Source organism: Sphingobium sp. CFD-1 (assembly GCF_024611115.1).
GTDB classification, from domain to species: domain Bacteria; phylum Pseudomonadota; class Alphaproteobacteria; order Sphingomonadales; family Sphingomonadaceae; genus Sphingobium; species Sphingobium baderi_A.
Window position 1 is genome coordinate 854,817 of record NZ_CP084398.1, and the last position, 24,006, is coordinate 878,822.

A 24,006-nucleotide genomic window follows, 5' to 3' on the forward strand; every position below is an offset into this window, starting at 1 on the left:
CGCGCCAATTATATCGTAATGCGATATAATACAATGATGGAGATCGGGGTGACGCAGGAGAAGGAACTGACCGATGCGGATTATCGGGCGCTGGCGGCGTTTCGCCATGCGATCCGCCGGTTCCAGTCGTTCAGCGAAGGTCAGGCCGCGCAGGCCGGGCTGACGCCGCAGCAGCATCAGGCGTTGCTGGCGATCCGGGCCGCGACGCCGGAACAGGCGACGGTCGGATATGTGGCGGAACGGCTGATCCTGAAGCCCCATAGCGCGACGGGGCTTGTCGACCGTCTGGTGGCGCTGGGGCTGGTTGTGCGTGAAGCGGCGGCGGCGGATCGCCGCCGGGTCTATCTGCGCCTGACGCCGGGCGCTTATGCTATGCTGGCGGCGTTGACCGCGATCCATCGCGAGGAAGTGCAGAAGCTGCGGCCGGTGCTGCTGGATATTCTGGGCCAGCTAGCGTGAGCCATGAGCGCAAGAATATTGCCCCTGGATAAAGATAATAGTCGTTTGTTTTATCCTGGAAGAGGGCGCAGATCGGCCTGGACGCCTGTAACGAGGAGGAGCGACTTGCCCGGCTATGTATGGATCATCGACCTCTTCGGTCTTGTTCTGGCCATTGCCGGTTTCACCATGGCGTTCAGGCAGGATATGGCGCGCCGCATCATCGGCAGGCCGCGGACGCCTGCGAAATCCGTCGCGGCGGAAGAAGATGGCGGCGATCCGCTGACCTATATGCTGCGGATCGCGGGCGTCATGCTGATGGTGTTCGGCATCGCCATCGGCGGCATGTTCACGCTGTTCAACCTCGCTTAGGCTTTAGACCATGGGCAAGATCGGCATCAGGAGAATTTACGAGCCGCCGGCGCAGGCGGACGGTCAGAGGATATTGGTCGACCGCCTCTGGCCGCGCGGCGTCACGAAGGAAGCGGCGGACCTGACCCTGTGGTGCAGGGAGATCGCGCCGTCCTCCGCGCTGCGGAAATGGTTCGGTCATGACCCCGCGAAATTCGATGCGTTTCGCGACCGATACCGGCGAGAACTGGATGATAATCCCGATGCCGTCGCGCTGCTGTGCGATAGGGCGGCCAAGGGGGACGTGACCCTGCTTTATGCCGCGCATGATGAGCGGTGCAATCATGCGGTCGTTCTGGCCCAATATCTGCGCGACCGTTGCGGGAAAGCGCCCAAGGCCGGTTCCAAGCCAAGCGACGCCTGAGCTCTTTGTCGAGACACTGGCGCGGGGTTCCATCCGCTGACTTTTGTCCTAAAGATAGCCCCGGAATATGGGTTAGGAGTTTACGCATGAAGACCAGAGCCGCTGTCGCATTCGAGGCGAAAAGGCCCCTCGAAATCGTGGAGGTCGATCTGGAAGGCCCCAAGGCGGGCGAGGTTCTGGTCGAAATCATGGCGACCGGCATTTGCCATACGGACGCCTATACGCTGGATGGATTGGACAGCGAGGGCATCTTTCCTTCGATCCTGGGGCATGAAGGCGCCGGGATCGTGCGCGAAGTCGGTGCGGGCGTGACTTCGGTGAAGCCGGGCGATCATGTCATTCCGCTCTACACCCCCGAATGCCGCCAGTGCAAAAGCTGCCTGTCGGGAAAGACCAACCTGTGCACCGCCATCCGCGCCACGCAGGGCAAGGGGCTGATGCCGGACGGCACGACGCGCTTTTCCTACAAGGGGCAGCCGATCTTCCACTATATGGGCTGTTCCACCTTTTCCAATTTCACGGTGCTGCCGGAAATCGCCGTGGCGAAGATCCGGGAGGACGCGCCCTTCGACAAGAGCTGCTATATCGGCTGCGGCGTGACGACGGGCGTGGGCGCGGTGGTCAAGACCGCGAAGGTCACGCCCGGTTCCAACGTCATCGTCTTTGGCCTGGGCGGCATCGGCCTCAACGTCATTCAGGGCGCCAAGCTGGTGGGCGCGGACATGATCGTCGGCGTGGACATCAATGACGGCAAGGAAGAATGGGGACGCCGTTTCGGCATGACCCATTTCGTCAACCCGGCGAAGATAGAGGGAGACATCGTCCAGCATCTGGTCGCACTGACCGATGGCGGCGCGGACTATACGTTCGATTGCACGGGCAATACCGGCGTCATGCGGACCGCATTGGAAGCGTGCCATCGCGGCTGGGGCGAAAGCATCATCATCGGGGTCGCCGAAGCGGGCAAGGAAATCAGCACGCGGCCCTTCCAGCTTGTGACGGGGCGCGTCTGGAAAGGCAGCGCCTTTGGCGGGGCGAAGGGGCGAACCGACGTGCCGAAAATCGTGGATTGGTATATGAACGGCAAGATCGAGATCGATCCGATGATCACCCATGTGCTCAGCCTGGAAGAGATCAACAAGGGCTTCGACCTGATGCATGCGGGGGAAAGCATCCGGTCCGTCGTCGTTTATTGAGGAGAGGGACAATGTTCAGTCATGTGACCGTCGGCGCCGATGATCTGGAAATATCGAAGGCCTTCTATGATGCCGTGCTGGGGCCGCTGGGCTATGGCCCGGCCATGGCGGTGAGCGAGGATCGCTACGCCTATCCGTCCGATAAGGGCGTGTTCCTTATCATCCGTCCCATCAACGGCCAGCAGGCGTCGCACGCCAATGGCGGCACCATCGGCTTCACCTGCGATTCGCCCGAAAAGGTCGATGCATGGCATGCGGCGGGGATCGCCAATGGCGGCAAGTCGGTCGAGGATCCTCCGGGCATTCGGGCAAGCGGGTTCGGCAATATGTATCTTGCCTATCTTCGCGATCCTTATGGCAACAAGCTTTGCGCCATGCATCGCATGACGGCTTGACCCGGCCAGCCATGGAAACGCTTTCGACCAGCCATGCCCATGGCGGCGTGCAGGGCGTTTACCGTCATGCATCGTTGGCGACGGGGACGGACATGACATTTTCCGTCTTCGTGCCGCCGCATGCGGAAGGCGCGCGGCTGCCGGTCGTCTGGTATCTGTCCGGCCTGACCTGCACTCATGCCAATGTGACGGAAAAGGGGGAGTATCGCCGCGCCTGCGCCGAACTCGGCCTGATCTTCGTCGCGCCCGACACCAGCCCCAGGGGCGAAGGCGTGGCGGACGATCCGCAGGGCGCTTATGATTTCGGCCTTGGCGCGGGTTTCTATGTCGATGCGACGCAGCCGCCCTTTGCGGCCCATTATCGCATGTGGACCTATGTCACCGAAGAATTGCCCGCCCTGGTGGGCGCGCATTTCCCCGCCGACCCGTCGCGCCAGTCCATCATGGGGCACAGCATGGGCGGACATGGCGCGCTGACGATCGGGCTGACTTTTCCCGATCGCTTCAAGGCGGTGTCGGCCTTTGCCCCGATCGTTGCGCCGGGACGGGTGCCGTGGGGACAGAAGGCGCTGGCAGGCTATCTGGGGGATGATCGCGATGCCTGGCGCAGGCATGATGCCGTCGCGCTGATCGAGGATGGCGCGCGGATGCCTGACATGCTGGTGGATCAGGGGGATGCCGACCCGTTCCTTGAGGAGCAGCTCCAGACGCATTGGCTGGAGGAGGCCTGTCTTGTCGCCGGGCAGAAGGCGACCATCCGCATGCAGCCGGGATATGACCACAGCTATTATTTCATATCGACATTCATGGAAGAGCATGTGCGGTGGCATGCCCACCGGCTGAAGGGGCTCTGACGGCGGCGTGCCCGGTCAGTCGAGCATGGCGGCAAGGGCGGGGGTCATATATTCCTGCGCCTGATCGCTCGTTCGCCCGATGAGGCGGGCGGCGATACCGTGCCGGGTGGCGAGCGCCATGCCGCGATCGGGGCCAAGGACGGTGATGGCCGTCGCCCAGGCATCGGCCAGCATGGCGCTTTGGTGGAGGACGGTGACGGCGGCCACGTCATGGGTAATGGGCGCGCCGGTCGCGGGGTCTATGCTGTGGGAAAGGCGGCGGCCGCCTTCCATCCGGAAGCGGCGATAGTCGCCGGAGGTGGCGACGGAAAGGCCGCAAAGCGCGATGCGAAGCGTCGGGACGGCGAGGCCGGGTGGAGATTCCGCGTCCACCCACCATGGCTGGATGTCGGGCTTGACGCCTTCTCCGCGCAGTTCGCCGCCGATCTCGATCAGGAAATGGTGGAGGGATCGTGTTTTGAGAGCCTGAGCCACGGCATCGACGGCATAGCCTTTGGCTATGCCGGAGAAGTCGAGCGCGACCGGGGCGAGGCGGCGGGCGCGGAAACCATCCATCTCTATGGCCTGCCATGGAGGTGAGGGGGGTGTTCCGGCTGCCGCTTGCTTGCCGGGACCAAAGCCCCAGCGGTCGACCAGATTTCCGATAGCGGGATCGAAGGCGCCGCCGGAAAGGCGCGCCATGTCGAGTCCTGCGCGCAGGACCGCCATCATCTCATCGGGGAGGGACATCCATTGCCCAAGGGGCAGCCGGTTGAAGCGGCTGATGTCGGATTCCGCCTCCCAATTGCTCATCTGCGCGATGATGCGGGCAAGGACGGTTTCGATCAGCGCCGCACAATCGGTGGGCGCGTCGACGATGCGGGCCGACCAGATCGTGCCCATGGTCGGCCCGCCAAGGTCCGTGATCTTTCCCGCCCGGTTGCGACCGTCGAACTGGTCGGGCGAAAGATCGGGCGGGATGGCTATGCGGATGGCGGGCACACCCGATCCTGTGTTCTGGCTGGGCTGGATCGGGACAGGTCAGACGCCCGCCCCGATGCGCCCAAGTCCTTGGCTGCTCAGGGCGCGAGCACTTCCAGCGTGGTGACGTAGGAGGCGCGGCGCTCGGGCGGGCCTGCGGGGGCCTGCGGAGGGGACGGCGGGCCTTTCCCTTCGGCTGCGCCCGGCCCCTTGCCTTCGCCGCCGCCGCCTTCGCGTCCGCCGCCGATGCTGGCATTGAGCCAGTACATGCCCGGTTGCGGCCATGTGACTGACAGCTTGCCGTCCGCGCCGGTGGTGAGGTCCATCTGGCCCAGGGAATCGCGGTAACGGATACCGCCGGGGATCACCGTGACTTTGAGGCTGGATGCGGGCTTGCCATCGAGCAGAAACTGGAAGGTCGCGCTTTCGCCCGAAACAAGGTCGTTGGGATGGGTGACGGGCACCATTTCAAGGCCGACGCCGGTGGGCTTGAAGAGATTGGTGGTCGGCGCGCCCAGCGTCACGAAAATCTCGTTCCGGTTGGCGGCTTCGGCGGTCTGCACATCGGTCGCTCCGGCGGGGATCGCTGTGGCCAGCGTTTCCTTGGTCGTACCGCGCGGCAGGCGTTCGCGCTTGCCGTTCAGCATGTAGCTGCCCATCACGCCGGTCGATACGCTGGCGATGCGCCAGGTGCCCGGCTGTGTCAGATGCACGTCGAAGGTGGAGCGGTAGCGGCCCTTGGCGGCGTTTTCGATCTGACCCGCCGAACCGTCCGGCCGGGTCACGGCGACATTGTCCGTGCTCATCGGGAAATGTTCGAAATAGAAGAGGTCGTTGGACACGGCGGCGTCCACCGTCACCCAGCTATCATCGCCGGACAGCACGGTGGAGGACGGCAGCATCCATTGGCGATGCGCCTGCGCGGCGGTGGAAAGCGTCAGCGCGGCAAGCGCGCCGGCGATCAGAAATCTGGCCTTCATGGAACTTCCCCTCATTTACCGATGCTGAGGCTGACTGCCCCCAATTCGCTTGCGCCCTTGGCCCGCACGACCGCGCCGGGTTTGGCGGGCCATGTGAAGGGCAGGCGGACGACTTCGCGGCCGCCGACTTCGCGCGCGGCCTCCACGATCAAGGTGTAATTGCCCGGACCAAGCTGGCCCAACGGCCCCTTGCCGGTGGTGAAGGTGATTTTCTGATCGCCCGGCGCGCGGGTGGCGCCAGTGATGCCGTCGGCGGGGAATTGCATCGTCCGGCCAGAGGCGCGCCACCATTGGCGCACGTCGCGCAGCCATTTCGTGCCTTCGCCATTCTTCATGTCATAATCATACCAGACCGACAGGGTGCGCGGCGTCGCGCCTTCCTTCTCCAGCCAGATGGCGACATAGGGCTTGTGATATTCCGCCACCGACAGGCGGGGAATATTGACGGTGAGGTTCAGCGTTTCGGCCTGCGCGGGCACGGCCAGAGCGCCGGTCGCGCCCAGCGCCGCTCCGCCGGTCAGCAGCAGTTTGTGGCTGATCTGCATGGTTGTTCTTTTCCCCTGTCAGTGGATGAAGACGATGGCGAGGATCGCCGGGATGGCAAGGCCGATGGCGACCAGCGGCCATGTGCTGGGTCGCTTGGCCGCGTGGAGTTGGAGCAGCAGCAGGCCGGTCAGCGCGAAGAGGAAGCAGGCGACGGCGAAAATGTCGATGAACCATTTCCAGACAGTGCCGGTGTTGCGGCCCTTGTGCAGGTCGTTGAGGTAGCTGACCCAGCCGCGACTGGTCGCTTCGCTGGTGACTGCGCCGCTGTGCCGGTCGATCGACACCCAGCCATCGCCGCCGGGGCGGGGCAGGGGGAGATAGACTTCGTCGGCGGACCATTCCGCTTCGCCCGCGCCGCGCTGGCCGATTTCCTGTTCGATCCAGTGGGCGATGTCGGCGGGCAGGGGTTTCTTGGCGTCGGGCTTGTCGTCGGGCGCGACCTGCTTGAGCAGAGCGGGGGGCAGGGTCGCGGCCTTTTCGACGGTTTGCGGGGTGGCCTCCACATCGGCGGCGTGATTGAGCGTGATGCCGGTGAAGGCGAACAGCAGCAAGCCGATGAGGCTGACCGCCGAACTGATCCAGTGCCATGCATGAAGTTGCTTCAGCCAGAAAGCCTTGGGCGCTTTCTTCTTCTTTTTGGGTTGAAGGCTGGCGGGGGCGTGCATTGGAAAGCGGCGAATCCTGTGTGGCGCGAGACGGGTCGAATAACGCGAACGACTCGCAATTGCAAACCTGCGGGGAAGGGAAATTGTATCAAGATGTAAGCGGAAATGTTCTTTGCTGAATAGAAAGGGTAACGCTCCCTTGAGGGCGCCGATACCCCTCCATAAGACCTTCGGTCTGCCCACTCCCCTTTAAGGGGAGGATGTGATGGTTTGCTATTCCTTGCCTTGCAGGGGAGGATTTTTAGCGTCCCAGCAGGCCCCGCGCCTGTCCCGCGATTTCGGCGAGCATGGCGACGTTGGGGACGGCCGCGGCCTTGGCGCGCTGGACGAGGGTGCGGAACTGGCGGATGCGGGAGCTTTTTTCCTTCAGCCAGTTTTCGACATGGGCGGCGATGTCCTTGCCCTTCGCATGGGCCAGCAGGTCGAGCCGCACCTGCTGCATGTCGCGGGCGACGCCGGAAATGAGCAGGCGCTCCCATGGGTCGGTCGGCTCCATCCGGGCGGCGGCGGACTGGACCCAGTCGATGCCGACCGCTTCGCCCAGATGAGTGAAGGCGCGGGTGAGGGCGACTTCGTCCACGCCCAGCTTTTCGGCCAGCATGGCGATGCCGACCGCGCCGTCCAGCTTGAACAGGCCGGCGGTGCGATGGGCCAGATCCTCCGGCGCGCCGAGCGAGAGAAGATGATCGGTGACGGCGGCGGTGCGGCGGATGGCTTCGCTGGTAAGGAGGTCGTCGACCTTGCTCGCCAGTTTGCCGACGCCCTTGGCGAGCAGCTTCTGCCCCTCGTCCGGCAGCGTGCCGGTGGGGACGGAACGCAGGATGTCCGCGATCTGCGCCCGCATCCCGCCCGCGATATGGCCGAACAGGGCGAGGCGGGCCGCTTCCGACATGTCCGCCGCGTCGATGTCGTCCCACAGCTTGTGGATGCCATAGAGCCGTTCCGCGATCAGGAAGGCGCTGGCAAGGTCGCTCATCGAGCAGCCTTCTTCCTCCGCCAGTTCGAACGGGTGGATGAGGCCGAGGCGATTGACGATGCGGTTCGCGACCTTGGTGGCGATGATTTCCTTTTTCAGGGCATGGGCGGCGATGGCGTCCGCCTCCTTCTTCTGCATCGCGGTGGGGAAGGCGGCCATCAGTTCGCCGCCCATGCTGGGATCGGTGGCAAGATCGCCCTGTTCGATCGCATCCTGAAGCGCGAGCTTGGCGGTGGAGAGAAGGACGGCGAGTTCGGGGCGGGTGAGGCCCAGGCCGTCCTGACTGCGGCGCAGAAGCTGGTCGTTCGCCGCCAGCCCCTCCACCTGCCGGTCGAGCCTGCCCGCTTCCTCGAAGGTTTCGATGAGGCGGACATAGCTGGCAAGGTCCGCCGCGCCGCCGCTTTCCGCGATGGAAAGGCCCAGCACCTGAAGCCGGTTATCCTCCAGCACGATGTCGGCCACCGCGTCGGTCATGCTTTCCAGGAGGGTGTTGCGCGCGTTGAAGGCGAGGCGGCCTTCGATCATCTCCTTGTTGAGCGCGATCTTGATGTTGACTTCATTGTCCGAGCAATCGACCCCCGCCGAATTGTCGATGAAGTCGGTGTTGATGCGTCCGCCGCGCAGGGAAAAGGCGATGCGCCCCGCCTGCGTGACGCCCAGGTTGGCGCCTTCGCCCACGACCTTGACGCGCAGATCCTCGCCATTGACGCGCAGGTGATCGTTGGCGGGATCGCCGACATCGCCCTGGCTTTGCGCGGCCGCCTTCACATAGGTGCCGATGCCGCCGAACCAGAGCAGGTCGTTGGGGCTTTTGAGGATCGCGGAAATGAGCGCGGTCGGCTCCATTTCCGTGGCGGTGACGCCAAGGACGGCCTGCATTTCCGGGGTCAGGGGGATGCTCTTGAGCGAGCGGGGGAAAACGCCGCCGCCCTTCGAGATCAGCGCCTTGTCATAATCGTCCCAGCTGGAGCGGGGGAGCTTGAAGAGGCGCTCGCGCTCCGCCCAGCTTTTCGCCGGGTCGGGATCGGGATCGATGAAGATGTGGCGGTGGTCGAAGGCGGCGACCAGGCGGATCGCCTTGCTGAGCAACATGCCATTGCCGAACACGTCGCCCGACATGTCGCCGCAGCCCACGACCGTGACGGGATCGCTCTGCACGTCCACGCCCATTTCGGCGAAGTGGCGGCGCACGCTGATCCATGCGCCGCGCGCGGTGATGCCCATCGCCTTGTGATCGTAACCATGGCTGCCGCCGCTGGCGAAAGCGTCGCCCAGCCAGAAATCATGTTCCAGCGCGATGGCGTTGGCGACGTCGGAGAAGGTCGCCGTGCCCTTGTCCGCCGCGACGACGAAATAAGGATCGTTGCCGTCATGGATGACGACCTGCGCGGGATGCTTGACCTTGCCCTTGACGATATTGTCGGTGACGGACAGCAGCGCGCGGATGAAGATGCGGTAGCTTTCCGTGCCCTCCGCCATCCATGCGTCGCGGTCGACCTGCGGATTGGGGAGTTGCTTGGGATAGAAGCCGCCCTTTGCCCCGGTCGGCACGATGACGGCGTTCTTGACGCGCTGCGCCTTCATGAGGCCGAGGACTTCGGTGCGGAAATCGTCGCGCCGGTCCGACCAGCGCAGCCCGCCGCGCGCGACCGGGCCGGCGCGCAGGTGGATGCCCTCCACGCGGGGGGAATAGACCCAGATCTCACGCCATGGCAGCGGGGCGGGAAGGCCGGGAACCTGCGCGCTGTCGAGCTTGAAGGCGAGGGCTTCGGCGGAGGCGGGGGCGAAGAAATTGGTCCGCAGGGTCGCGGTGATGACGGCGCGGAGCAGACGCAACACGCGATCCTCGTCAATCGCGGTGACTTTTTCGAGACCCTCGTCAATGGCGGCCTGCGCTTTGGCGGCGCGGGTTTCGCTGTCCTTGCCCGCCGGGTCGTGGAGCGCGGCGAAAAGTTCGACAAGCTGAAGCGCCACGTCCTTTTCGCGGCGCAGCGTATTGGCGACCGTCGCCCGGCCATAGGCCATGCCGGTCTGACGCAGATAGCCGAACAGGGCGCGGAACAGCACGACCGCGCGCTGCGACAGGTCCGCCGTCACGATCAGTTCGTTCAATTGATCGTCTTCCGCCACGCCTTCCAGCACCTGCGCGATGGCTTCGGTCACGATGTCGGCGCGGGCGATCACCGCCTCGGCATCGCCGCCGCTGGGCAGTTCCAGCACGAAACGCTGGACATGGCCCAGCGCGCCGCCGTCGATTGGGGTCGTCATCTCGTCGATCACGCGGAAGCCGAAATTCTCGAAGGCGGGGACGACTTCGGAGAGCGCGATGGCGTCATGGCTGTACAGCTTGAGCCGCAGTCTTTCCGCCGCGTCTTCGGGATTGCGGTAGATGCGGATCGACTTGTCGCCGGGGCCGGAAAGGCCGTGAATCAGGCGGATGTCGAGCGCCGCTTCCGCCGCGCCCGCGCCATTGCGATAGGCCATGGGGAAGCCAGGGGCAAAACGCTGGGCGAGGGCGGCGGCGCGGCCCGGCTCTTCGGTTTCGGCGAGTGATTCCTCGACGGCGGGAAGCCAGCCGCGCACCATCTTACGCAGGCGTTCGTCAAGGGCCACGTCATCGGGCACCATGCCGCCGTCGCGCAGGTCGAGCGTGATGCGGAGCAGGGCGAGGCCCCCTTCCTCCAGCGCGACCGACCAACTGAGCACCTGTCCTTTGGCAGCTTGCGACAGCATGTTCTGAATGGAAACGCGGCGGGAGGTGGACAACTCCTCACGCGGGAGCCAGACAAAGGCATAGAGGTGGCGGGCCAGCGCGCTGGTGGCCAGAGCAAGCTTCGGACGCGGGCGGTCGGCCAGCGACATGAAGGTCAGCGCCAGCCGCTCCAGCGTTTCGCGGTCGAAGCCGATCAATATGTCATGAGGCAGGGCGATCAGCGCATGGACCAGCGTCTTGCCTGCATGGCCTACCGGATCGAAGCCGAATTTTTCCATCAGCAGCGACAGGGCCGAGCGCAGCAGCGGCACCTTGTCCGGCGGCGCGGCAAGGGCGGAACTGGTCCACATGCCCGCATGGATGGACAGCGCCACCACATCCTTGCCCTCCCGCACCGGCACGATGATGAGGTCGAGCAGCACATGGCGATGCACGCGCGAAAGGATGTTGGATTTGATGATGAGGGGAACGCGCTTGCCCTCCTCGAACCAGGCGAAGGCGGCATCGCGGGAAGCGGGCGCGATCAGCGGCTTGTCGCGCAGGGCGCAGATGCCGACGCCGTCCCGCGCCTTGCCGTCGCGGTCGCATATCTCATGGCCGATCTGGGTGAAATGGCGGGCGAGGAACCAGCGCAGCAGCGCCGCCCCTTCCTCATCGGGGATAGCGTCGGCATCGGCCGCCATCGCTTCGCGCATCCGCGGCCAGTCCGTGACCGCGGCCCGCACGTCGGCCAGCGTGTCGTGCAAGTCCTTTTCCAGCGCGCGGCGGACCTTCGCATCGGCGCGATCCGCTTCGATATAGATCATCGATTCCCGGCGGGCGCCCGATGCCTCATCGTCCAGTATCGCCTTGAGCGTGCCTTTCGCGTCGCGGTTGACCGACAAAATGGGATGGAGCAGGCGGTGGATGGTGATGTCCACCGCCGCCAGCGTGTTGGCGATGGAATCCACCAGAAAGGGCATGTCATCGTTGACAAGGGTGATCCGCATGAAGCGGCCCGACATGCTTTCGCCCAGCGTTTCGACGGCGATGGCGGCCTCGCCGGAGGCGCGATGGCTGGCGGTGCGGCCAAGGAAGGCGGCGGCGTCGGCCATGGCGGCTTCATCGAAACCCTCGCTTTCGCCCGGCAGCGCGCCGCGCGCCAGCGCGTCCTCCAGAGCTTGACGAATGGAAAGGTCGACTTCCTTGATCTTTGGCTCAGCCGCGGCCGTCATGCGTTCACCTCATCCTCGCGGGATTTCCCGCTTCTTTTTCCAGAACGAAGGAGGCATGGATCGCGATCCGACTCCTCGGCTCGCAGGTCTATATGCGCCCGAGCGCGGTGCGGCTCAAGCGAGAATTGGAAATAAAGTTACCGATTTGCGTAATATTATGACGAGTTGCGGCCTGTGCGGTTTGACGCAGCGAAGGGGCGCCGAGGCCGCTTCCTTCATGGGTGGCTTATAGGATGCAGGCCCCGTCATGTCCATGCACATGCGCGGGAAAGTTCATGGTGCGGCGGCGATCATCACCTTCCGGCCCAGCGACGATCCGCCCGGCAGCGCCGCTACGATCGCGAGCGAACCATCCTTTTCCCGGCGTGCCACGACCACGGCGAGGCCGTCATCATCCGTGGCGATCGCCTGTGGCGTGAGGGCCGGCGCGCGCTTTATCGCATGGCGCGCCAAGCCGGCGCGGTCGGGCTTTGCGGGCATTTCGGCGCGGCGGGCGGCGCGGATGTCGCGCACCAGTGCCTTCAGCCCGCCATCATAAGCGGCGAGATGACCGGCCAGCGTCCCCATGCCCAGCCCCAGCACGCAGCCATGGTCGAGCGCCGCCGCATATTCGGTGATGCGCGTCTTGTCGTAAGTGGCGCCGAAGATGAGCTTGACGACGGCGGTCATCGGGCTGCGCGCCTGCACCTTTATGCCTGCATCGGTGAGCAGTTCCGCATAATCTTCCGGCGATTCCCGTGCGGCCAGGGCGAAATCATAGGCAAGGCCAATGGCATGATAGAGGGCGCCATGGCTGCGCGCTTCGCTGCCGCGCGCCTGCTCCGCGCCATCGCGGGCGGCGGCCAGCCAGTCGGCCAGCGGGGCGTCGGCATCGGGAACCGGCATGTCGATCATGTCCGAAGCGGTCAGGTCAAGCACCGAAGGATCGGCCATGGCTGCGTCGTCGCGGGCAAAATCGTTCAGGGAAAGGCCCAGCGCCTCGCCAACCTCCCGCTCCAGCGCATCGGTTTCCTCCCGGCTGGCGACCTCTTTCCAGTTGATGACGCCGAACACGAAGTCGATCGTCTCGTCATCGGAGGAAAAGGGCATCAATATGCCGCGGTAAAGCAGTTCCGCGCCGCGCTGGTTCACGAATTCGGCTTCGAAGCCGATGGGCGCGGCATTGGCGATGATCTGGAGATAATGGTCCGTCAGGCGCGACAGCAACGAGCGGGCCGGCACATCGTCGACGTGACTGATCGGCCCGCCGATCTCACATTCCCGACGCAGGGCCGTGCCCATATAGATAACCCCTGGGTTATCGACACCGGCGCTGAAGTCCAGCAATACGCTGTAGGGGCCGAAATCCTCAAGCTGTTCGGGCTGAAGATCCTCGATCGACGGCAAGGCGCGGTCGCCCAGCAGCGACGCCCAATAATTATAGGCGCGGACCTGCATCCGCCGTTCATTGGTGATAACAGCATGCGGGCTTTCGATCGCGGCATCGTCGGCGTAATCGAAATCATCCTGATCGCCGTCGATATCATGTCCCCGCAGAGTGTCCATCCGATCGATCCTTGAACCAAAGCAAATCTTTGGGCCCCACAGTGGCAGCAGATGGTAAATGCCCGGTAAAGAACGCCGCGTAAGACGAGAAAGCGCGCGAATGAGGGGAAGAAGCGAAAATGTCCGCTTGTCCTTCGCCCAAACCGCTGTTATTTGCCCGCCCCGATGCCGCTTTAGCTCAGTTGGTAGAGCATCGCATTCGTAATGCGAGGGTCACGTGTTCGAGTCACGTAAGCGGCACCACCAAAATATCGCAGAAATCAGGGCTTTTTCGGTTTGCGTGTCGCCTTCGCGGAACCGAAGGAAACGATTTTGGGATCACTGCGGGATCGCAGATGAGCGCTGGTGAAGCGCCCGACTTCAGCCCAGAATGATTCGACGCCTGCGATGAAATCCACCAGATAATCGGGCCTTAGGTGGCGGTAGTGCTTCTTGTTCGTGCCATCGCCGCTGTGGCCCGCCGCCATGTCTATCTGGGCTTCCGGGACGCCCCTGCGATGCATTTCGGTTGAGCATGTGTGGCGCAGCGTGTTGGGTGATCCCAGCCCGACCAGCTTCGGCCGGGGCTTTGTCTCGCCCAGCTTGCGGCGTGGCGGAAGCCATACCGGCTCGCCCTGATCGTCGACTTCAATGGCGCTGATGCCCGCAGCCAGCAGGCACTTCTCGAACGACTTCTTCACGCTGCCTGCTGGCAGCAGGGCATATTCCAGCTTCCCCGTCGTGACGTTCCGCTTGGGCTTCTTCCACTGGATGACCTTGCCCTCCGGCAGATCGGAAAGCCATGAGGCGAGCGTCGGCGCGATGGGCACGATGGACCGCCGCTTCTTCGTCTGCGCCCGGCCGGGGGCGTTGAAGTAGATCAGATTGTCTTGGATTTGATCTGTGGTGAGTTCGAGGATCGCCTCCATGCGCCCGTGTGTGCTGAGCGCGATCATGACCAGCAGGGCGATATGCTCGCGGTCAGGCTCCGCCCGCGCGGCGTCGAGCAGCGCAGCGACCTGCTGCGGGGTATAGACCAGCGTCTTGCCTTCAGGCTTTCCCTTCACGTCCGGCACGAAGGGCGCGCTCTCGATGCGCTCTTCCTTCCAGGCCCAATTGAGCGGCTGGCGCAGTGCAGCAACGTCGCGGCTGACAGTGTGCGGGCTCGCGCCCTCCGACTGGCGCATGGAAATGAACCGTTCGACCAGCGCCTTCTTGATGTCGGAAACCGTTGGCGCGCCGGTCAGGCGCCCGGCCTGCCGCTCCGCCTTGAAGAACCGCAGCCAGTGCGCGATGGAATTGGCGTAGCGCGTCGGGTCGGCAAGATGCTTTTCGGCATGTTCCACAAGCCAATCGGCCATGATAGCCTCGACCATAGCGACGTTGGTCGGCTCCTGCGTCGGTTGCCGCCATGCCTCATAGTGTGCGACTAGGGCGTCCTGCGCCTCCTGCGGCGGGCGATCCGGTCGACCGCCGCCAATGCCCGTTGAGAGGCGGCGTGTCCTACGGCCTCCTGTTCCTCCGCCGTCATCATACCAGCAGATGCGCCAGTCGTCGCGGTCGGCCCTATACCAGAGCCAGAACGGCCCAAGCTGGGTTCGTCCTGGCGCGCTGGCTGCGCGTCGTGATCCTGCCATGCTGAAATTATCTCCTTCTGCCGATCAGCCAGAAGCAGCGAATATGCCTCCGATGCGACCAGCGCGCGAACAAGATCGTAGTTAAGATGGGCGCGTGTCCCATTTCGGGCCGCCCGCTCAAGCGCGTCGGTGATCGCCGTGAACGGGTGGGGCGTCATCGCTTAGCCTTCGAGGATAGCGCCCGCTTCGCCTTCATGGTTATCGGATCGCGATTATATTCAGGCAGCAGCCTATCGATATAGGCGCGCTCCGCCGCATCCAGTTCGCTGCTGGGGCAGCGCAAAAATCCCACCGCATCGAACGCCATTCCCGTGTTCGACATGTGAGTGGCGATCCGTAGAAAGCCCGCTCGCGTTTGGCCGACATACACGACGGAGTCGCCTCGCCAAAGGAAGTAGAGACCTGTGCCACCGTGCATCATATCAGCTATGGGCACGGCGAACTCGCGCAGACGGTCTACGCTCATGTGCCTTCCGGTATAGGCGGGCGCATGGCGGACAAGCGCTGCCTCGTTAACGTAATACCCCTTAGGTGCGCGAAGTGATGGGACATAGGCCCGGCACAGCGACGGCTTTGTGGCAAGCCAGGCGATTATCTCTTGCTCGCTCCAGCGTGTTGAGCGAGGGCCGATCTTGACGCCCTGCGGGAAGTCGCCTGCAATTTGGCGCGCGGTAATATCCCCCGCTGTCAGATTGGTCAGGCGCATCACATCTACGAGCCGAAGCAGGTTGTCGCGGCGGCGTTCGGTAGCTTCGTTCATACCCGCACCTCCACGAGCCGCAGACGCCCCTGCCCCTTGCGCTCCGCAACATAGGCGTCGATCGATGCCCGCCCGCCTTCGCTCAGCCAGCGCCTGGCGACTGCCTCGACATAGACCAGCACCTTGCATGAGCCATGCGGCGTCCGGTGAGGCAAATATCCGCGATCCTCATGGTAACGGCGAATGCGGGCGGTGATGAACTGGATCAGCCCACGCGGGCGTTTCCCCTTGGTATATCCGGCCATTTCGGCAATCTCCAAGGCGCTGACGCCCTCGATCAGCTTGCGGCGATCGGACATGATTTGCTCGCTCACCAGCGCCGGGACGATCTCGGTCAGTTCCTTATGGACGATGCCCTTGACGATGCCGCCGATGACCTGACGAACGTCTGCGGGCAACGCGATGGGCGCACTATTGTGAAGCGCCGCCTCCATGCGATTGAAAGCATCGATATATGCCAGCTTCCACTTGAGCACCCTTTTCCCGGTGAAGCCCATGGCAAGCAGGACGAAACCGTCCCTATCCATTTCAAAGGCGCGGCGTATTTCACCCTTGGCATCTTCGTACGGAACCACCCGAAAATTCGGGCCGTTGAGTTCCGGAGCGTCGCGCAACAGGCCATCAACCTTATCCAGAAGATGGTCATGCCGCTTGCCGAACGCCTTTGCGACGTTTCGGCTGTCCGCGATGGGAGCGCCGTCCTTCACGATGAAAACGGGCACGTTTAGGGTGTCGTTCATACCCGCGCCTCCTTCGCGCTGGCGTTCCGCTCGCGCTTCCTGCGCGGCGGGATCGTCTTGATGGTCGCGGCATATTCCGCGAACAGGATGATGACATCGCGGATGGCGGTCGCCCGGACGTGGCCCACCAGCAGCATCGCCGGGATTTCCAGCAACAGAAGCGACCAGAAGAATAGCCGAAACAGTCCCGACGACTGTCTTTCGTGATCGGGAAAGAGCGTGGCGCCGATGAAGGCCGTGATCGTCACCAGCCACAGGACAATGGCCCAGCCCCAGCCGTCATGCTGGGCGTAATAGGTCGCATGGCAGCAAGCGAAGAACCACAGGGCGCCGCTGATCGCATATTGCGTCTGCCGGGTAAGCTGGCACAGGGCGATGATCGGCGGGTGGAACAGCGTCTTGCCCAGCCATGCGTCGAGGCGGGAGAGGATCGTCATTGTAACTTCCCTCGCGCCGCAATTGCCCGGAACATCTCGCCCGAATAGATCGACTGCGACCATCGAATATAGCTGTCCGGTAGCCCGGCGTTGATCGCCGGTCGCCCATCGAGAATTTCTTGCAGCAGATCGCGCTCGGCTTTCATCTCGCGCAATTCATGGCGAAACAGGACCGACTCTGCGCGCAGGATGGCCGCGATGTGCTTCGCCACTGCCGCCAGATCATCGAACAGCTTGGCCTCGTTCTCGATGCAGTCGGCATAGTAGCTGATGGTCCCGGTCGCATCCTGAGACGCCCGTTCCCTGATCCATTTGACGACATGCCTGCCATTGATCGAACCCGTCATGTCGCAGGCTTCCTCAAGCCGCTGGGCGAGGTTGAGAAGATCGCTCATTGCTTCACGACCTCCCCGCCAGCCATTCCGGCTGCGATTTGGTCGCTGAGCTTGACATGGATGCTATTCACCATGGCGGAGAAGAACGCGTTCACGTTTTCCAAAGGCAGGTAGTTAAGCGCGATGATGGCGCTGGCTTGGTATAGGACGCCCGCCGCGTCCTCCATCCCGAGGCGCGCTCGCGCAATTTTGGCAAGTTCCATCGCGAAATCGTCCAGATCGTCCTCCGTCACGCCGCGTTCCCTCCCCACGGCTCGCCGCCATTCTCCAGCGCCTCGATGTGCCAGATGAGCAGTTCGACGGCGGGGCCGGAAACGGTGATGGTCCGCCCATTATATTCCGGCTTCGACATCTCCGTTTTCAGATAGACGATTGCCGATGTCAGCCATTCTTCTGGCGCCCCCAATTCTGGGGGCAGTTGATCCAGCGTGCGCGCTTCGACGTAGAGCGTCTTGAACCGGCGCGCTGCCATTTCAGCGCGATCCCGCTGGGCTGCTTCAAAAGGAATTACATTATCGCTCATTGCGGATTGGCCTCCAGCCAGTGCAGAAAACAGGGGGAGCAAATGCGAGGGGGCTTCTTCGGCGCGTGAGGCCGAAAGATCACTTCCGCGCCGCACCAAGCGCAGGTGCCTTCCAGATTGTCGGCGAACGGATAGGGCTCGCCCTTGCGGACGCAGACGACGAATGACGCCTTTTCGGCTTCTTCGGGGGTGACGACTTTCATTCCGCCGTCTCCCCTTCTTCCTCATAGGCCATGAGCAGCACCTGACGCAGCGCAAACGCGCGTTCCTCGCCGCCGCCCTTGGTCTCGTTCAGGAAGCTGGCCCATTCCTTCTGATTACGCCGCAGGAGCGCCCGGAACAGGCGATCCGGGTCAAAGCCTTCGGGCGGGGTGATCGCCAGCTTCGTGAGCGCGGTGAACATGCTGGCCCCAGCGTTCAGAACCTCGTCGGGGAACGCCTCCTGCATCGTCTTGAGCGCGTCGGCGCAGACCTTCGCCCCATGCTTCCGCAACACCTTGGCAATCGCGCTGGTGAAGGCAACTTCGCCTGGCACCCAGCTTTGCGATCCGGTGCGGCGCGAGACAGTGAAGCCCGCGTCCGTGATGAGCTTGGCGATCTCCAATGCCTCGGAATCGCCGCTGGCGGTGGCAGCGTGGAAGTCGTCCAGCCGGTTCATCGCCTTGCGGGTCCGGTTCATGGCGACGAACATCGCCGCTTCATCGGCAACGGAACCATAGACCGCGACGCAGCAGGGCAGATATTGAATGTCCCCGCGCAGCGTTGCCGCCGCAAGCCGGTGCTGGCCGTCGATAACCCACAATGTCCCGTCATCGCGCTTCGACACGACCAGCGGCAGGCACATGCGCCAGTCCCAATTATGGGCGATCTTACGGATCAGCGTCTGGCTGGTGCTGCTGTCCGTGGCGCGCTGATAGCTGTCGTCAAGGCTCAGTTCGGATGGGGGCCGCATCTCGATTGAAGGCGGGTTGCCCTTGGTCGCTGGCCACTTCCGGGGGGCGTTGCCGAACTTGCTTGCCGACGGTCGGGAAGCGGCAGATTTCTGCGGTTTTTGGGTGCTGCTGGCTGGTGCCGAAGGTTGCTTGCCGACAGTGAGTTCCTTGGCGCCCGAATCCACCCCAGAAACCGCAGTTTTCTGCGGCTTTAGGGTCGAGTTCTTTGCAGAAAATGCAAATTGCGAATCTACCCCCTGCTGCGCCCTGATCCGCCGCGTAATATCGTCGGTGTCGTCGTCGCGCGGGGCAACGTCTGCGGCCAAGCTGGGCAACGCCGTGTCCTTCGGAGGCGGAGGCGCGAACCTATCGTCCAGTTCCTGAATGGTCCGCTGTATCTCGCTGTGTGGGCAGGCGTAGAGGTGGCCCTTATATTCGAAGATGACATTGCCGGGATGCACCCGCACCTGCCCAAGCTCCGACTGAAGCATGAAGGTGCCGTTCGGGGCTGGATCGCCGACCATGGCGCTTTCGACCCATGCGGGCTTTTGCGCGGCCTTCTGATAGACCCAGATTTGAGCGGGCCGGGTGACGGCCGGATGGTGAGCGCCGCTCATATGCGTTCCTCAAAGATATAGTCGAAGGCGGCGAGCGCGCCGGGATCGACAATCGACGAGCCAATGGTTTCGCGGCTGCCGTCGAAAAGGGGCTGGTCGAGGCTGATCGCGCCGAATTTCGAGGCGAAGGCATTGCGGGCCGCGCGGGCGAAGCGTTCCGCCTGGGCGATGATCTCGCGTTCCTCCGCGCCCTCGTAGATCGCCACGAGCATTTCGCTGGCGACATCATCGCGAAGGGTATCGTCCAGCCAGCCGGGCAGAGCGGCATAGACGCGGCGATACAGGGCGTCACGATGCGGCCTGACGACCGGCACGGCCCGGCTCTCCCTGATCCGGGCGCGCTCCAGCGCCTTGCGCCGCTCGCGCTGGGCGGGCGTCAGATAGCGCAGGTAGGCGCGAACCGTGGCCTTATCGACACCATAGCGCCGGGCGATGGAGAGATATTGTTCGCCGGACATGATGGCCGCGACCATTTCGGCCCGGTGCGCCAGAAGTTTGGGCGTGATAACCCGACCGCCGCGCGACAGGGTGCGCGAGCAGACACGGGGGTGGAACCGCTCGCGCCCGCATTCGCAAAGACCGATAGCGCCGGTCGCCCGCATGATCGCCAGATAGGGCGCGGCAATGTATCCGACCTTGGTTTTGTTGAGGCCCGTCGCCAGCGCGAGTTGCCGGAAGCTCGACACGACCGGCAGAAGGTCAAGCACCATCTGCGCCTGTTCATCGGTGACGCGAAATGTCTTGTTCCGGGTCGGCATCAGCGTTCCTCCCCATTGTGAGCCGGACGGCGGGGGACGTTGCCGCCCGGCTCATCCACGCGGGGGGCTTGCGCGGACTTCGAATGGACCCGCAACACCTCTTGCAGGACCAGATAGGTTTCGCCGGGGCGCTCGGTGGCGCGCCGCTGGGCCTCGTCCGTCGCCTCGTCCATCGTCGCGTGACGGAAGCGAGGTAGGAGCGACTTGCCCTTGCGAACGACGAGGAAGGGGAACGCGAGGCGCGCTGTCAGGGTCAGGCCGGTCATATGCCATCGGCCTTGTTGAGGGCGACGCGGAGGATTATCTGCGCGTCATCCAGCAGTGTGCAGCAGGCGTTATGGTCGGCTTCGACTGCATCGGCCGGGCGGACGCTGAACACGTCCATGGCGATAATGCCGTGTAGCATAGCGGAGGCGCTGCGGACGCTCTCTGTCAGGGTGCCCAGATCGGCTTTCAGCGTCTTGATCTGTTCGATGTCGGACAGCTTGCTATGCCCGCCGATGGCAAGGCCAGCGACCTGCGCGAACTCACGGAACCGGGCATCCATGGCGAACGCGGCGTCCATCTTCTCCTTCGTCGTCGCACCCGGCCGGGCGCAGACGATGTTATGTTCGACAACTGCGCTGATATAGCGCTCATAAGCCTGCGTCTCGGTGGCGGTGTATTCGCGCTGGGCGGTTTCGGTCGGCATGTTATACCCTCCAGCAGAGATCGAGCGCTTGGGCTTCCGTGAAGCCTTCGGCCTTGAGTGCTTCGAAAATGGCCCGTCGAGCGCGAGCGATGTGGGCCGCGTTTTCAACCATGGCGCTGTAGAGGCCCTGCAATTCCGCTTGGGTCTGGCGGATGTTATTGGGTGAGAACGGCGTGTCAGGCATGGGGCTATGCTCCTTCATGCTGCGATGGGATTGGGGCGGATCGGGAAAAGCTGGCGGACGCGACCCTTCGGATCGGGCGCAGGTTCGCCGTCGTCGTCGTCGGGGCCGTCGTCATCGCCGGGCCACACTGAAATCCACTCGGCGCAGCACCGGGTGGCGTGCGTCGCTGGTTGAAGCGTCACCGGATCGCCCATGACGATGAAGACCTGCGGGACGATATTCTCGCAGACGCCCAGGTTGGCGGCGCTTTCATCAGGAGCGGGACTTTCCGTGGTCGGGAAGGCTCCGGCGCGCCAGAAGGCGCAGGTTCCGCAGTTGCGGGGGATGCTCATAGTCCGATCCCCGGCTTGCGATCCGACCATTCGCCACAGCGATGGTCCTGATGGATCGTTGGAAAGACGAACAAGCCTTCGTCTTCCAGATCGCTGTCGTGGACCCATGTCGGCGGATAGCGACGGCAGAGGCCAACGCCGTCATTTCGCTCCATCGCGCCCGGCGCGTTGCTTGAGCCATTCACGCCGCCAGCAAGGAAGTGGTCACAGGTCCGGCAGGCGCTGCGTTTATTGAGCATTGAACGACACTCCCTCAAGAAGGCCGGGAATCTGGCGCAGGAGTTGGCCACCGCGCTGGCAAGCCTCATCGAGAACGCAGGTCATCTCGTTGATGATTTCGCGCACATCGATGCCGGGATAGCTGTCGCCATCCTCGACGCCCGAAGCGGCGAGCTTGATGATGCAATCCGAAATGTTGCGGGCCGGAAGTGCGACGAGTGTGTGGATCGTGGCCACCAGCTTGTCAGTGGCTGCGTTGCTCTGGTCGTCGCTTGCGTCGGACGGCAATGCATTGAGGGCGGAATTGGCGTCTGAATATGCTTCGGATGCCAATTCCCATGCGCTGTCCAGCAAGTGCGGCTGCTTGATGATGATCCAGGTCATGGGCGCGCCTCCGCCACGACGCCCCGAACGATCTTGGTGGCTCCGGGGACAGCGCACATGAGCTTGCAGAGCGCGCGCATCGCGCCATCGATATTGTCGAGAATGTCACTGCGTTCTGGGCGACCGCATATGCCCGGCTCTGGGAAGGCGACCCGCAATTCGCTGTCTTCGCCCAGAAACAGCGACACATAATTTTGCCGCATGTGGTCGACCAGTATCCGGATGAAAGTGAATTGCACCGTGAGCACGTCATTCATGGCCGACGCGATCAAATCCATGGACAGGTCGGTGCAGAAGTCGCCCGGCCGATAACCGATGCGGTCGCCGTCTCGTCCGGGGCCGATCTCATGCAGAGCCACCATCAGCTTAACGGCGATGTCCGCCCCGTTGCGGCTCGCGAAAGCAGCCACCTCGCGCTTCGCGGGAAACCAATCGTCCGTAATCTCATCCTCGTCAGAGAGGTAAGCGACCTTGATCCGATCCAGCAGCGCAGCCAGTTCGGGGCTGGTGCCGGTGGGCAGATCGGGGAGCGGTATGAAGTTGCTGTCTGCGCGGGCCATGTCAGCGGCCCTCCGTTTCCGCGATCATCTGACGCGCTACCGAAATGTCGTTCCTGATGGACTGGCCCAATTCAGGCCAGACGGCGGCGACCTCGTCCACCTCTTGGGGGAACCGATTACCAATCGAACCACTGATACTGATCAGCGCTGCATGGATGCCCTCAAGTAGGCGCGCGGCGTAGGTGTTATTGTCGACAACCATGCCTTGGATCTGGTCCGCCATCAGAGCAGCGTGTCCGGCCAAGATTACAATGTCGCGATCAGTCCCGGACGGGACAGCGCGAAGCAATTCCAAATGTCCTTCGCAAAGGGCAGCATAGGACTTCTGGTAAACTGACCTGAAGCCAGTAAAGCCGCGCGATTGCTCGCGCTCGGCCGCTATGCAATATCGATCAGCAGAACCGATCAGTTCGCACAGGGCAGCGATGTCAGATTGGCGCAATTCTTCATCTCGCGAAGCGCTATCGCTCCGCGCCGTGGTGGCGTCGGCCATGTTGATTTCTCCGTCGTCTAAACGACAGGGTGGCTCACATGTGCGAACGCCCTGCCTGCATCACCGTCTTCGGCCCGTGGGCGATCAGGTGACGAGGCAGAGATATGCGGTAACGCTCATATCGTCAATGTAAAATATGCATTAACGCCTAACAATATTTCGGCGTTAATGCTTATAGCTCTCGCGCATACCAAACCGGGCGCCCTAGAATCCTTATTTCGTCGCCGTTTACCTCATATGGCGTATATCGCTCATTGATGGAGAATACGCGATACCAGCCGCGCCTTTGGGGTATTCTCTCAACGAGCTTCACAACGTATCCATCTCCGTCCCACAGTGCGAACGGGCCTGGCTGAACAGGATCGCGGTCCCGTCGATCTACCAAGATCTGGTCACCATGCAGGAAGTCAGGTGCCATCGAGTCGCCCCTGACATCGATTATGAGTAGATCCTTGGGAGTGGCTCGCAGCTTCTCTTCGATCAATCGCCGGGAGACCATGGCAACTGCCTTGTCGCCTTCTCCCGTTCCGCCACCGCCCATTCCTGCGAACGAAGGCAGTATTTCAACCGGGAGATAAGCATTCCTCTCAGATACCACCCTTTCGCTCTCGTCGAAAAATGTCGGGAAACATTCACGGAGCGCTTCCATGGTTGGCGTACTCAATCGATGCCCCGTCCGGTGGTTTGCCACGCGCGTCAACGTGGTGGTCGCCAATCTGGCCCGCTCCGCGATCTTGGAGACTGATAGGCCAGTATGCTCGCTGAGCTTGGCCAGCATCTCAGCGTCTTTGTTGATGATATGTGCCATGGTCACACCCTTAGCGTTTACGCTCAATACAAGCAAACCGCGCCGTACGACCGGCCGATTAAGAATATGCGGTAAGGCTATTGTAAATGTGCATTAACGCTTATATTGCTGCCGTATGGCTATTCACGAAATTGTTGACGAATTGGTAGCCCGCGCCAAGCGGGCGGGCCTCTCCATGTCGGAAGTTTGCAAGCGGGCTGGTGTTGCTGAATCGACACCTTCACGCTGGCGATCGGAGATTTTTGAACCTCGGTTGCGGACAATCGCCAAGATAACAAAAGTCATTGAGCAGGCCGAGCG

At 63.0% G+C, this 24,006-nt stretch carries 31 protein-coding genes and 1 tRNA gene; 7 read left to right on the top strand and 25 right to left on the bottom strand.

Going from position 1 to position 24,006, the window contains the following annotated elements:
* Positions 1–18: 18 nt before the first annotated feature.
* The 6 genes from LDB26_RS04235 (at position 19) to fghA (ending at position 3,658) form a co-directional block, all read left to right on the top strand.
* The gene (locus tag LDB26_RS04235; protein ID WP_257540546.1) at positions 19–459 is read left to right on the top strand and encodes a MarR family winged helix-turn-helix transcriptional regulator; all 441 of its coding nucleotides are present in this window, start codon (positions 19–21) and stop codon (positions 457–459) included.
* A 105-nt stretch (positions 460–564) separates the two neighbouring features.
* Positions 565–810, top strand: a complete 246-nt coding sequence (locus LDB26_RS04240; protein ID WP_062064387.1) for a hypothetical protein — start codon at positions 565–567, stop codon at positions 808–810.
* Between the two features lie 10 nt (positions 811–820).
* Positions 821–1,213: a DUF488 domain-containing protein gene (locus tag LDB26_RS04245; protein ID WP_257540547.1), complete on the top strand. Its 393-nt coding sequence runs from the start codon at positions 821–823 to the stop codon at positions 1,211–1,213.
* Positions 1,214–1,299: 86 nt separating this feature from the next.
* A complete protein-coding gene (locus LDB26_RS04250; RefSeq protein ID WP_062064389.1) occupies positions 1,300–2,409 on the top strand; it encodes an S-(hydroxymethyl)glutathione dehydrogenase/class III alcohol dehydrogenase in 1,110 nt (369 codons plus the stop codon).
* Between the two features lie 11 nt (positions 2,410–2,420).
* Positions 2,421–2,804, top strand: coding sequence for a VOC family protein (locus tag LDB26_RS04255; RefSeq protein ID WP_062064391.1), 384 nt, complete (start codon positions 2,421–2,423; stop codon positions 2,802–2,804).
* A gap of 11 nt (positions 2,805–2,815) precedes the next feature.
* On the top strand, positions 2,816–3,658 hold the full coding sequence (fghA, locus tag LDB26_RS04260) for an S-formylglutathione hydrolase (RefSeq protein ID WP_257540549.1): 843 nt from the start codon (positions 2,816–2,818) through the stop codon (positions 3,656–3,658).
* 15 nt (positions 3,659–3,673) lie between these two features.
* On the opposite strand, the gene LDB26_RS04265 is transcribed toward fghA, so the two are convergent.
* The 6 genes from LDB26_RS04265 to LDB26_RS04290 all read right to left on the bottom strand — a co-directional run bounded on the left by LDB26_RS04265 (position 3,674) and on the right by LDB26_RS04290 (position 13,257).
* Complete coding sequence (locus LDB26_RS04265; protein ID WP_257541972.1) at positions 3,674–4,540, bottom strand: FAD:protein FMN transferase; 867 nt, start codon at positions 4,538–4,540, stop codon at positions 3,674–3,676.
* A gap of 176 nt (positions 4,541–4,716) precedes the next feature.
* Positions 4,717–5,598 carry a DUF4198 domain-containing protein gene (locus tag LDB26_RS04270; RefSeq protein WP_257540551.1) on the bottom strand — a complete coding sequence of 294 codons (882 nt, stop codon included), beginning with the start codon at positions 5,596–5,598 and terminating at the stop codon, positions 4,717–4,719.
* Between the two features lie 11 nt (positions 5,599–5,609).
* Positions 5,610–6,143, bottom strand: a complete 534-nt coding sequence (locus tag LDB26_RS04275) for a DUF2271 domain-containing protein (protein ID WP_257540553.1) — start codon at positions 6,141–6,143, stop codon at positions 5,610–5,612.
* Between the two features lie 18 nt (positions 6,144–6,161).
* Positions 6,162–6,809, bottom strand: a complete 648-nt coding sequence (locus LDB26_RS04280) for a PepSY-associated TM helix domain-containing protein (RefSeq protein ID WP_257540555.1) — start codon at positions 6,807–6,809, stop codon at positions 6,162–6,164.
* A 241-nt stretch (positions 6,810–7,050) separates the two neighbouring features.
* The gene (locus tag LDB26_RS04285; protein WP_257540557.1) at positions 7,051–11,712 is read right to left on the bottom strand and encodes an NAD-glutamate dehydrogenase; all 4,662 of its coding nucleotides are present in this window, start codon (positions 11,710–11,712) and stop codon (positions 7,051–7,053) included.
* A gap of 273 nt (positions 11,713–11,985) precedes the next feature.
* Positions 11,986–13,257 (bottom strand): hypothetical protein, encoded by a 1,272-nt coding sequence (locus tag LDB26_RS04290; RefSeq protein ID WP_257540560.1) that lies wholly within the window; start codon positions 13,255–13,257, stop codon positions 11,986–11,988.
* Positions 13,258–13,424: 167 nt separating this feature from the next.
* On the opposite strand from LDB26_RS04290, the gene LDB26_RS04295 reads away from it, so the two are divergent.
* A tRNA-Thr gene (locus LDB26_RS04295) sits at positions 13,425–13,500 on the top strand.
* A gap of 17 nt (positions 13,501–13,517) precedes the next feature.
* Here the strand turns inward: LDB26_RS04295 and LDB26_RS04300 are convergent.
* The 19 genes from LDB26_RS04300 to LDB26_RS04390 all read right to left on the bottom strand — a co-directional run bounded on the left by LDB26_RS04300 (position 13,518) and on the right by LDB26_RS04390 (position 23,706).
* Complete coding sequence (locus tag LDB26_RS04300; protein WP_257540562.1) at positions 13,518–14,873, bottom strand: tyrosine-type recombinase/integrase; 1,356 nt, start codon at positions 14,871–14,873, stop codon at positions 13,518–13,520.
* A gap of 154 nt (positions 14,874–15,027) precedes the next feature.
* A complete protein-coding gene (locus tag LDB26_RS04305) occupies positions 15,028–15,633 on the bottom strand; it encodes an AlpA family phage regulatory protein (protein ID WP_257540564.1) in 606 nt (201 codons plus the stop codon).
* Entirely contained in the window at positions 15,630–16,373 is a 744-nt protein-coding gene (locus LDB26_RS04310) for a Rha family transcriptional regulator (protein ID WP_257540566.1), read from the bottom strand. Before LDB26_RS04310 ends, LDB26_RS04305 begins: the two co-directional genes overlap by 4 nt.
* Positions 16,370–16,810, bottom strand: a complete 441-nt coding sequence (locus LDB26_RS04315) for a hypothetical protein (protein ID WP_257540568.1) — start codon at positions 16,808–16,810, stop codon at positions 16,370–16,372. Before LDB26_RS04315 ends, LDB26_RS04310 begins: the two co-directional genes overlap by 4 nt.
* A complete protein-coding gene (locus tag LDB26_RS04320; protein ID WP_257540570.1) occupies positions 16,807–17,205 on the bottom strand; it encodes a hypothetical protein in 399 nt (132 codons plus the stop codon). The genes LDB26_RS04315 and LDB26_RS04320 overlap by 4 nt, the downstream gene beginning before the upstream one ends.
* Complete coding sequence (locus LDB26_RS04325) at positions 17,202–17,438, bottom strand: hypothetical protein (RefSeq protein ID WP_257540573.1); 237 nt, start codon at positions 17,436–17,438, stop codon at positions 17,202–17,204. Before LDB26_RS04325 ends, LDB26_RS04320 begins: the two co-directional genes overlap by 4 nt.
* Complete coding sequence (locus tag LDB26_RS04330; RefSeq protein ID WP_257540575.1) at positions 17,435–17,728, bottom strand: hypothetical protein; 294 nt, start codon at positions 17,726–17,728, stop codon at positions 17,435–17,437. Before LDB26_RS04330 ends, LDB26_RS04325 begins: the two co-directional genes overlap by 4 nt.
* Positions 17,725–17,931: a hypothetical protein gene (locus LDB26_RS04335; RefSeq protein ID WP_257540577.1), complete on the bottom strand. Its 207-nt coding sequence runs from the start codon at positions 17,929–17,931 to the stop codon at positions 17,725–17,727. Before LDB26_RS04335 ends, LDB26_RS04330 begins: the two co-directional genes overlap by 4 nt.
* Positions 17,928–19,277, bottom strand: a complete 1,350-nt coding sequence (locus LDB26_RS04340) for a DUF6551 family protein (RefSeq protein WP_257540579.1) — start codon at positions 19,275–19,277, stop codon at positions 17,928–17,930. Before LDB26_RS04340 ends, LDB26_RS04335 begins: the two co-directional genes overlap by 4 nt.
* Positions 19,274–20,035 (bottom strand): hypothetical protein, encoded by a 762-nt coding sequence (locus tag LDB26_RS04345; RefSeq protein WP_257540581.1) that lies wholly within the window; start codon positions 20,033–20,035, stop codon positions 19,274–19,276. Before LDB26_RS04345 ends, LDB26_RS04340 begins: the two co-directional genes overlap by 4 nt.
* A complete protein-coding gene (locus LDB26_RS04350; protein WP_257540583.1) occupies positions 20,035–20,301 on the bottom strand; it encodes a hypothetical protein in 267 nt (88 codons plus the stop codon). The genes LDB26_RS04345 and LDB26_RS04350 overlap by 1 nt, the downstream gene beginning before the upstream one ends.
* Positions 20,298–20,726 (bottom strand): hypothetical protein, encoded by a 429-nt coding sequence (locus tag LDB26_RS04355; protein WP_257540586.1) that lies wholly within the window; start codon positions 20,724–20,726, stop codon positions 20,298–20,300. Before LDB26_RS04355 ends, LDB26_RS04350 begins: the two co-directional genes overlap by 4 nt.
* A 1-nt stretch (position 20,727) precedes the next feature.
* Positions 20,728–20,910, bottom strand: coding sequence for a hypothetical protein (locus LDB26_RS04360; protein ID WP_257540588.1), 183 nt, complete (start codon positions 20,908–20,910; stop codon positions 20,728–20,730).
* A 14-nt stretch (positions 20,911–20,924) separates the two neighbouring features.
* Positions 20,925–21,242 (bottom strand): hypothetical protein, encoded by a 318-nt coding sequence (locus tag LDB26_RS04365; RefSeq protein ID WP_257540590.1) that lies wholly within the window; start codon positions 21,240–21,242, stop codon positions 20,925–20,927.
* Positions 21,239–21,481, bottom strand: a complete 243-nt coding sequence (locus tag LDB26_RS04370; RefSeq protein WP_257540592.1) for a hypothetical protein — start codon at positions 21,479–21,481, stop codon at positions 21,239–21,241. Before LDB26_RS04370 ends, LDB26_RS04365 begins: the two co-directional genes overlap by 4 nt.
* Positions 21,471–21,845 (bottom strand): hypothetical protein, encoded by a 375-nt coding sequence (locus tag LDB26_RS04375; protein WP_257540594.1) that lies wholly within the window; start codon positions 21,843–21,845, stop codon positions 21,471–21,473. Before LDB26_RS04375 ends, LDB26_RS04370 begins: the two co-directional genes overlap by 11 nt.
* Positions 21,842–22,405, bottom strand: coding sequence for a hypothetical protein (locus LDB26_RS04380; RefSeq protein ID WP_257540598.1), 564 nt, complete (start codon positions 22,403–22,405; stop codon positions 21,842–21,844). The genes LDB26_RS04375 and LDB26_RS04380 overlap by 4 nt, the downstream gene beginning before the upstream one ends.
* Position 22,406: 1 nt before the next feature.
* Entirely contained in the window at positions 22,407–22,898 is a 492-nt protein-coding gene (locus tag LDB26_RS04385) for a hypothetical protein (protein WP_257540601.1), read from the bottom strand.
* A 172-nt stretch (positions 22,899–23,070) separates the two neighbouring features.
* Positions 23,071–23,706, bottom strand: coding sequence for a S24 family peptidase (locus LDB26_RS04390; RefSeq protein WP_257540603.1), 636 nt, complete (start codon positions 23,704–23,706; stop codon positions 23,071–23,073).
* Positions 23,707–24,006 lie beyond the last annotated feature (300 nt).

Bases quoted from the DNA above. Each gene is read 5' to 3' on its own strand.
- LDB26_RS04275 (WP_257540553.1), bottom strand. From the start codon at position 6,143: ATGCAGATCAGCCACAAACTGCTGCTGACCGGCGGAGCGGCGCTGGGC.
- LDB26_RS04370 (WP_257540592.1), bottom strand. From the start codon at position 21,481: ATGCTCAATAAACGCAGCGCCTGCCGGACCTGTGACCACTTCCTTGCT.
- LDB26_RS04380 (WP_257540598.1), bottom strand. From the start codon at position 22,405: ATGGCCCGCGCAGACAGCAACTTCATACCGCTCCCCGATCTGCCCACC.
- LDB26_RS04340 (WP_257540579.1), bottom strand. From the start codon at position 19,277: ATGAGCGGCGCTCACCATCCGGCCGTCACCCGGCCCGCTCAAATCTGG.
- LDB26_RS04265 (WP_257541972.1), bottom strand. From the start codon at position 4,540: ATGGGCACGATCTGGTCGGCCCGCATCGTCGACGCGCCCACCGATTGT.
- LDB26_RS04390 (WP_257540603.1), bottom strand. From the start codon at position 23,706: ATGGCACATATCATCAACAAAGACGCTGAGATGCTGGCCAAGCTCAGC.
- LDB26_RS04235 (WP_257540546.1), top strand. From the start codon at position 19: ATGCGATATAATACAATGATGGAGATCGGGGTGACGCAGGAGAAGGAA.
- LDB26_RS04315 (WP_257540568.1), bottom strand. From the start codon at position 16,810: ATGACGATCCTCTCCCGCCTCGACGCATGGCTGGGCAAGACGCTGTTC.
- LDB26_RS04360 (WP_257540588.1), bottom strand. From the start codon at position 20,910: ATGCCTGACACGCCGTTCTCACCCAATAACATCCGCCAGACCCAAGCG.
- LDB26_RS04305 (WP_257540564.1), bottom strand. From the start codon at position 15,633: ATGAACGAAGCTACCGAACGCCGCCGCGACAACCTGCTTCGGCTCGTA.
- LDB26_RS04250 (WP_062064389.1), top strand. From the start codon at position 1,300: ATGAAGACCAGAGCCGCTGTCGCATTCGAGGCGAAAAGGCCCCTCGAA.
- LDB26_RS04330 (WP_257540575.1), bottom strand. From the start codon at position 17,728: ATGAGCGATAATGTAATTCCTTTTGAAGCAGCCCAGCGGGATCGCGCT.
- LDB26_RS04345 (WP_257540581.1), bottom strand. From the start codon at position 20,035: ATGCCGACCCGGAACAAGACATTTCGCGTCACCGATGAACAGGCGCAG.
- LDB26_RS04310 (WP_257540566.1), bottom strand. From the start codon at position 16,373: ATGAACGACACCCTAAACGTGCCCGTTTTCATCGTGAAGGACGGCGCT.
- LDB26_RS04375 (WP_257540594.1), bottom strand. From the start codon at position 21,845: ATGACCTGGATCATCATCAAGCAGCCGCACTTGCTGGACAGCGCATGG.
- LDB26_RS04350 (WP_257540583.1), bottom strand. From the start codon at position 20,301: ATGACCGGCCTGACCCTGACAGCGCGCCTCGCGTTCCCCTTCCTCGTC.
- LDB26_RS04355 (WP_257540586.1), bottom strand. From the start codon at position 20,726: ATGCCGACCGAAACCGCCCAGCGCGAATACACCGCCACCGAGACGCAG.
- LDB26_RS04285 (WP_257540557.1), bottom strand. From the start codon at position 11,712: ATGACGGCCGCGGCTGAGCCAAAGATCAAGGAAGTCGACCTTTCCATT.
- LDB26_RS04280 (WP_257540555.1), bottom strand. From the start codon at position 6,809: ATGCACGCCCCCGCCAGCCTTCAACCCAAAAAGAAGAAGAAAGCGCCC.
- LDB26_RS04245 (WP_257540547.1), top strand. From the start codon at position 821: ATGGGCAAGATCGGCATCAGGAGAATTTACGAGCCGCCGGCGCAGGCG.
- LDB26_RS04385 (WP_257540601.1), bottom strand. From the start codon at position 22,898: ATGGCCGACGCCACCACGGCGCGGAGCGATAGCGCTTCGCGAGATGAA.
- LDB26_RS04335 (WP_257540577.1), bottom strand. From the start codon at position 17,931: ATGAAAGTCGTCACCCCCGAAGAAGCCGAAAAGGCGTCATTCGTCGTC.
- LDB26_RS04365 (WP_257540590.1), bottom strand. From the start codon at position 21,242: ATGAGCATCCCCCGCAACTGCGGAACCTGCGCCTTCTGGCGCGCCGGA.
- LDB26_RS04270 (WP_257540551.1), bottom strand. From the start codon at position 5,598: ATGAAGGCCAGATTTCTGATCGCCGGCGCGCTTGCCGCGCTGACGCTT.
- LDB26_RS04255 (WP_062064391.1), top strand. From the start codon at position 2,421: ATGTTCAGTCATGTGACCGTCGGCGCCGATGATCTGGAAATATCGAAG.
- LDB26_RS04290 (WP_257540560.1), bottom strand. From the start codon at position 13,257: ATGGACACTCTGCGGGGACATGATATCGACGGCGATCAGGATGATTTC.
- fghA (WP_257540549.1), top strand. From the start codon at position 2,816: ATGGAAACGCTTTCGACCAGCCATGCCCATGGCGGCGTGCAGGGCGTT.
- LDB26_RS04300 (WP_257540562.1), bottom strand. From the start codon at position 14,873: ATGGCAGGATCACGACGCGCAGCCAGCGCGCCAGGACGAACCCAGCTT.
- LDB26_RS04320 (WP_257540570.1), bottom strand. From the start codon at position 17,205: ATGAGCGATCTTCTCAACCTCGCCCAGCGGCTTGAGGAAGCCTGCGAC.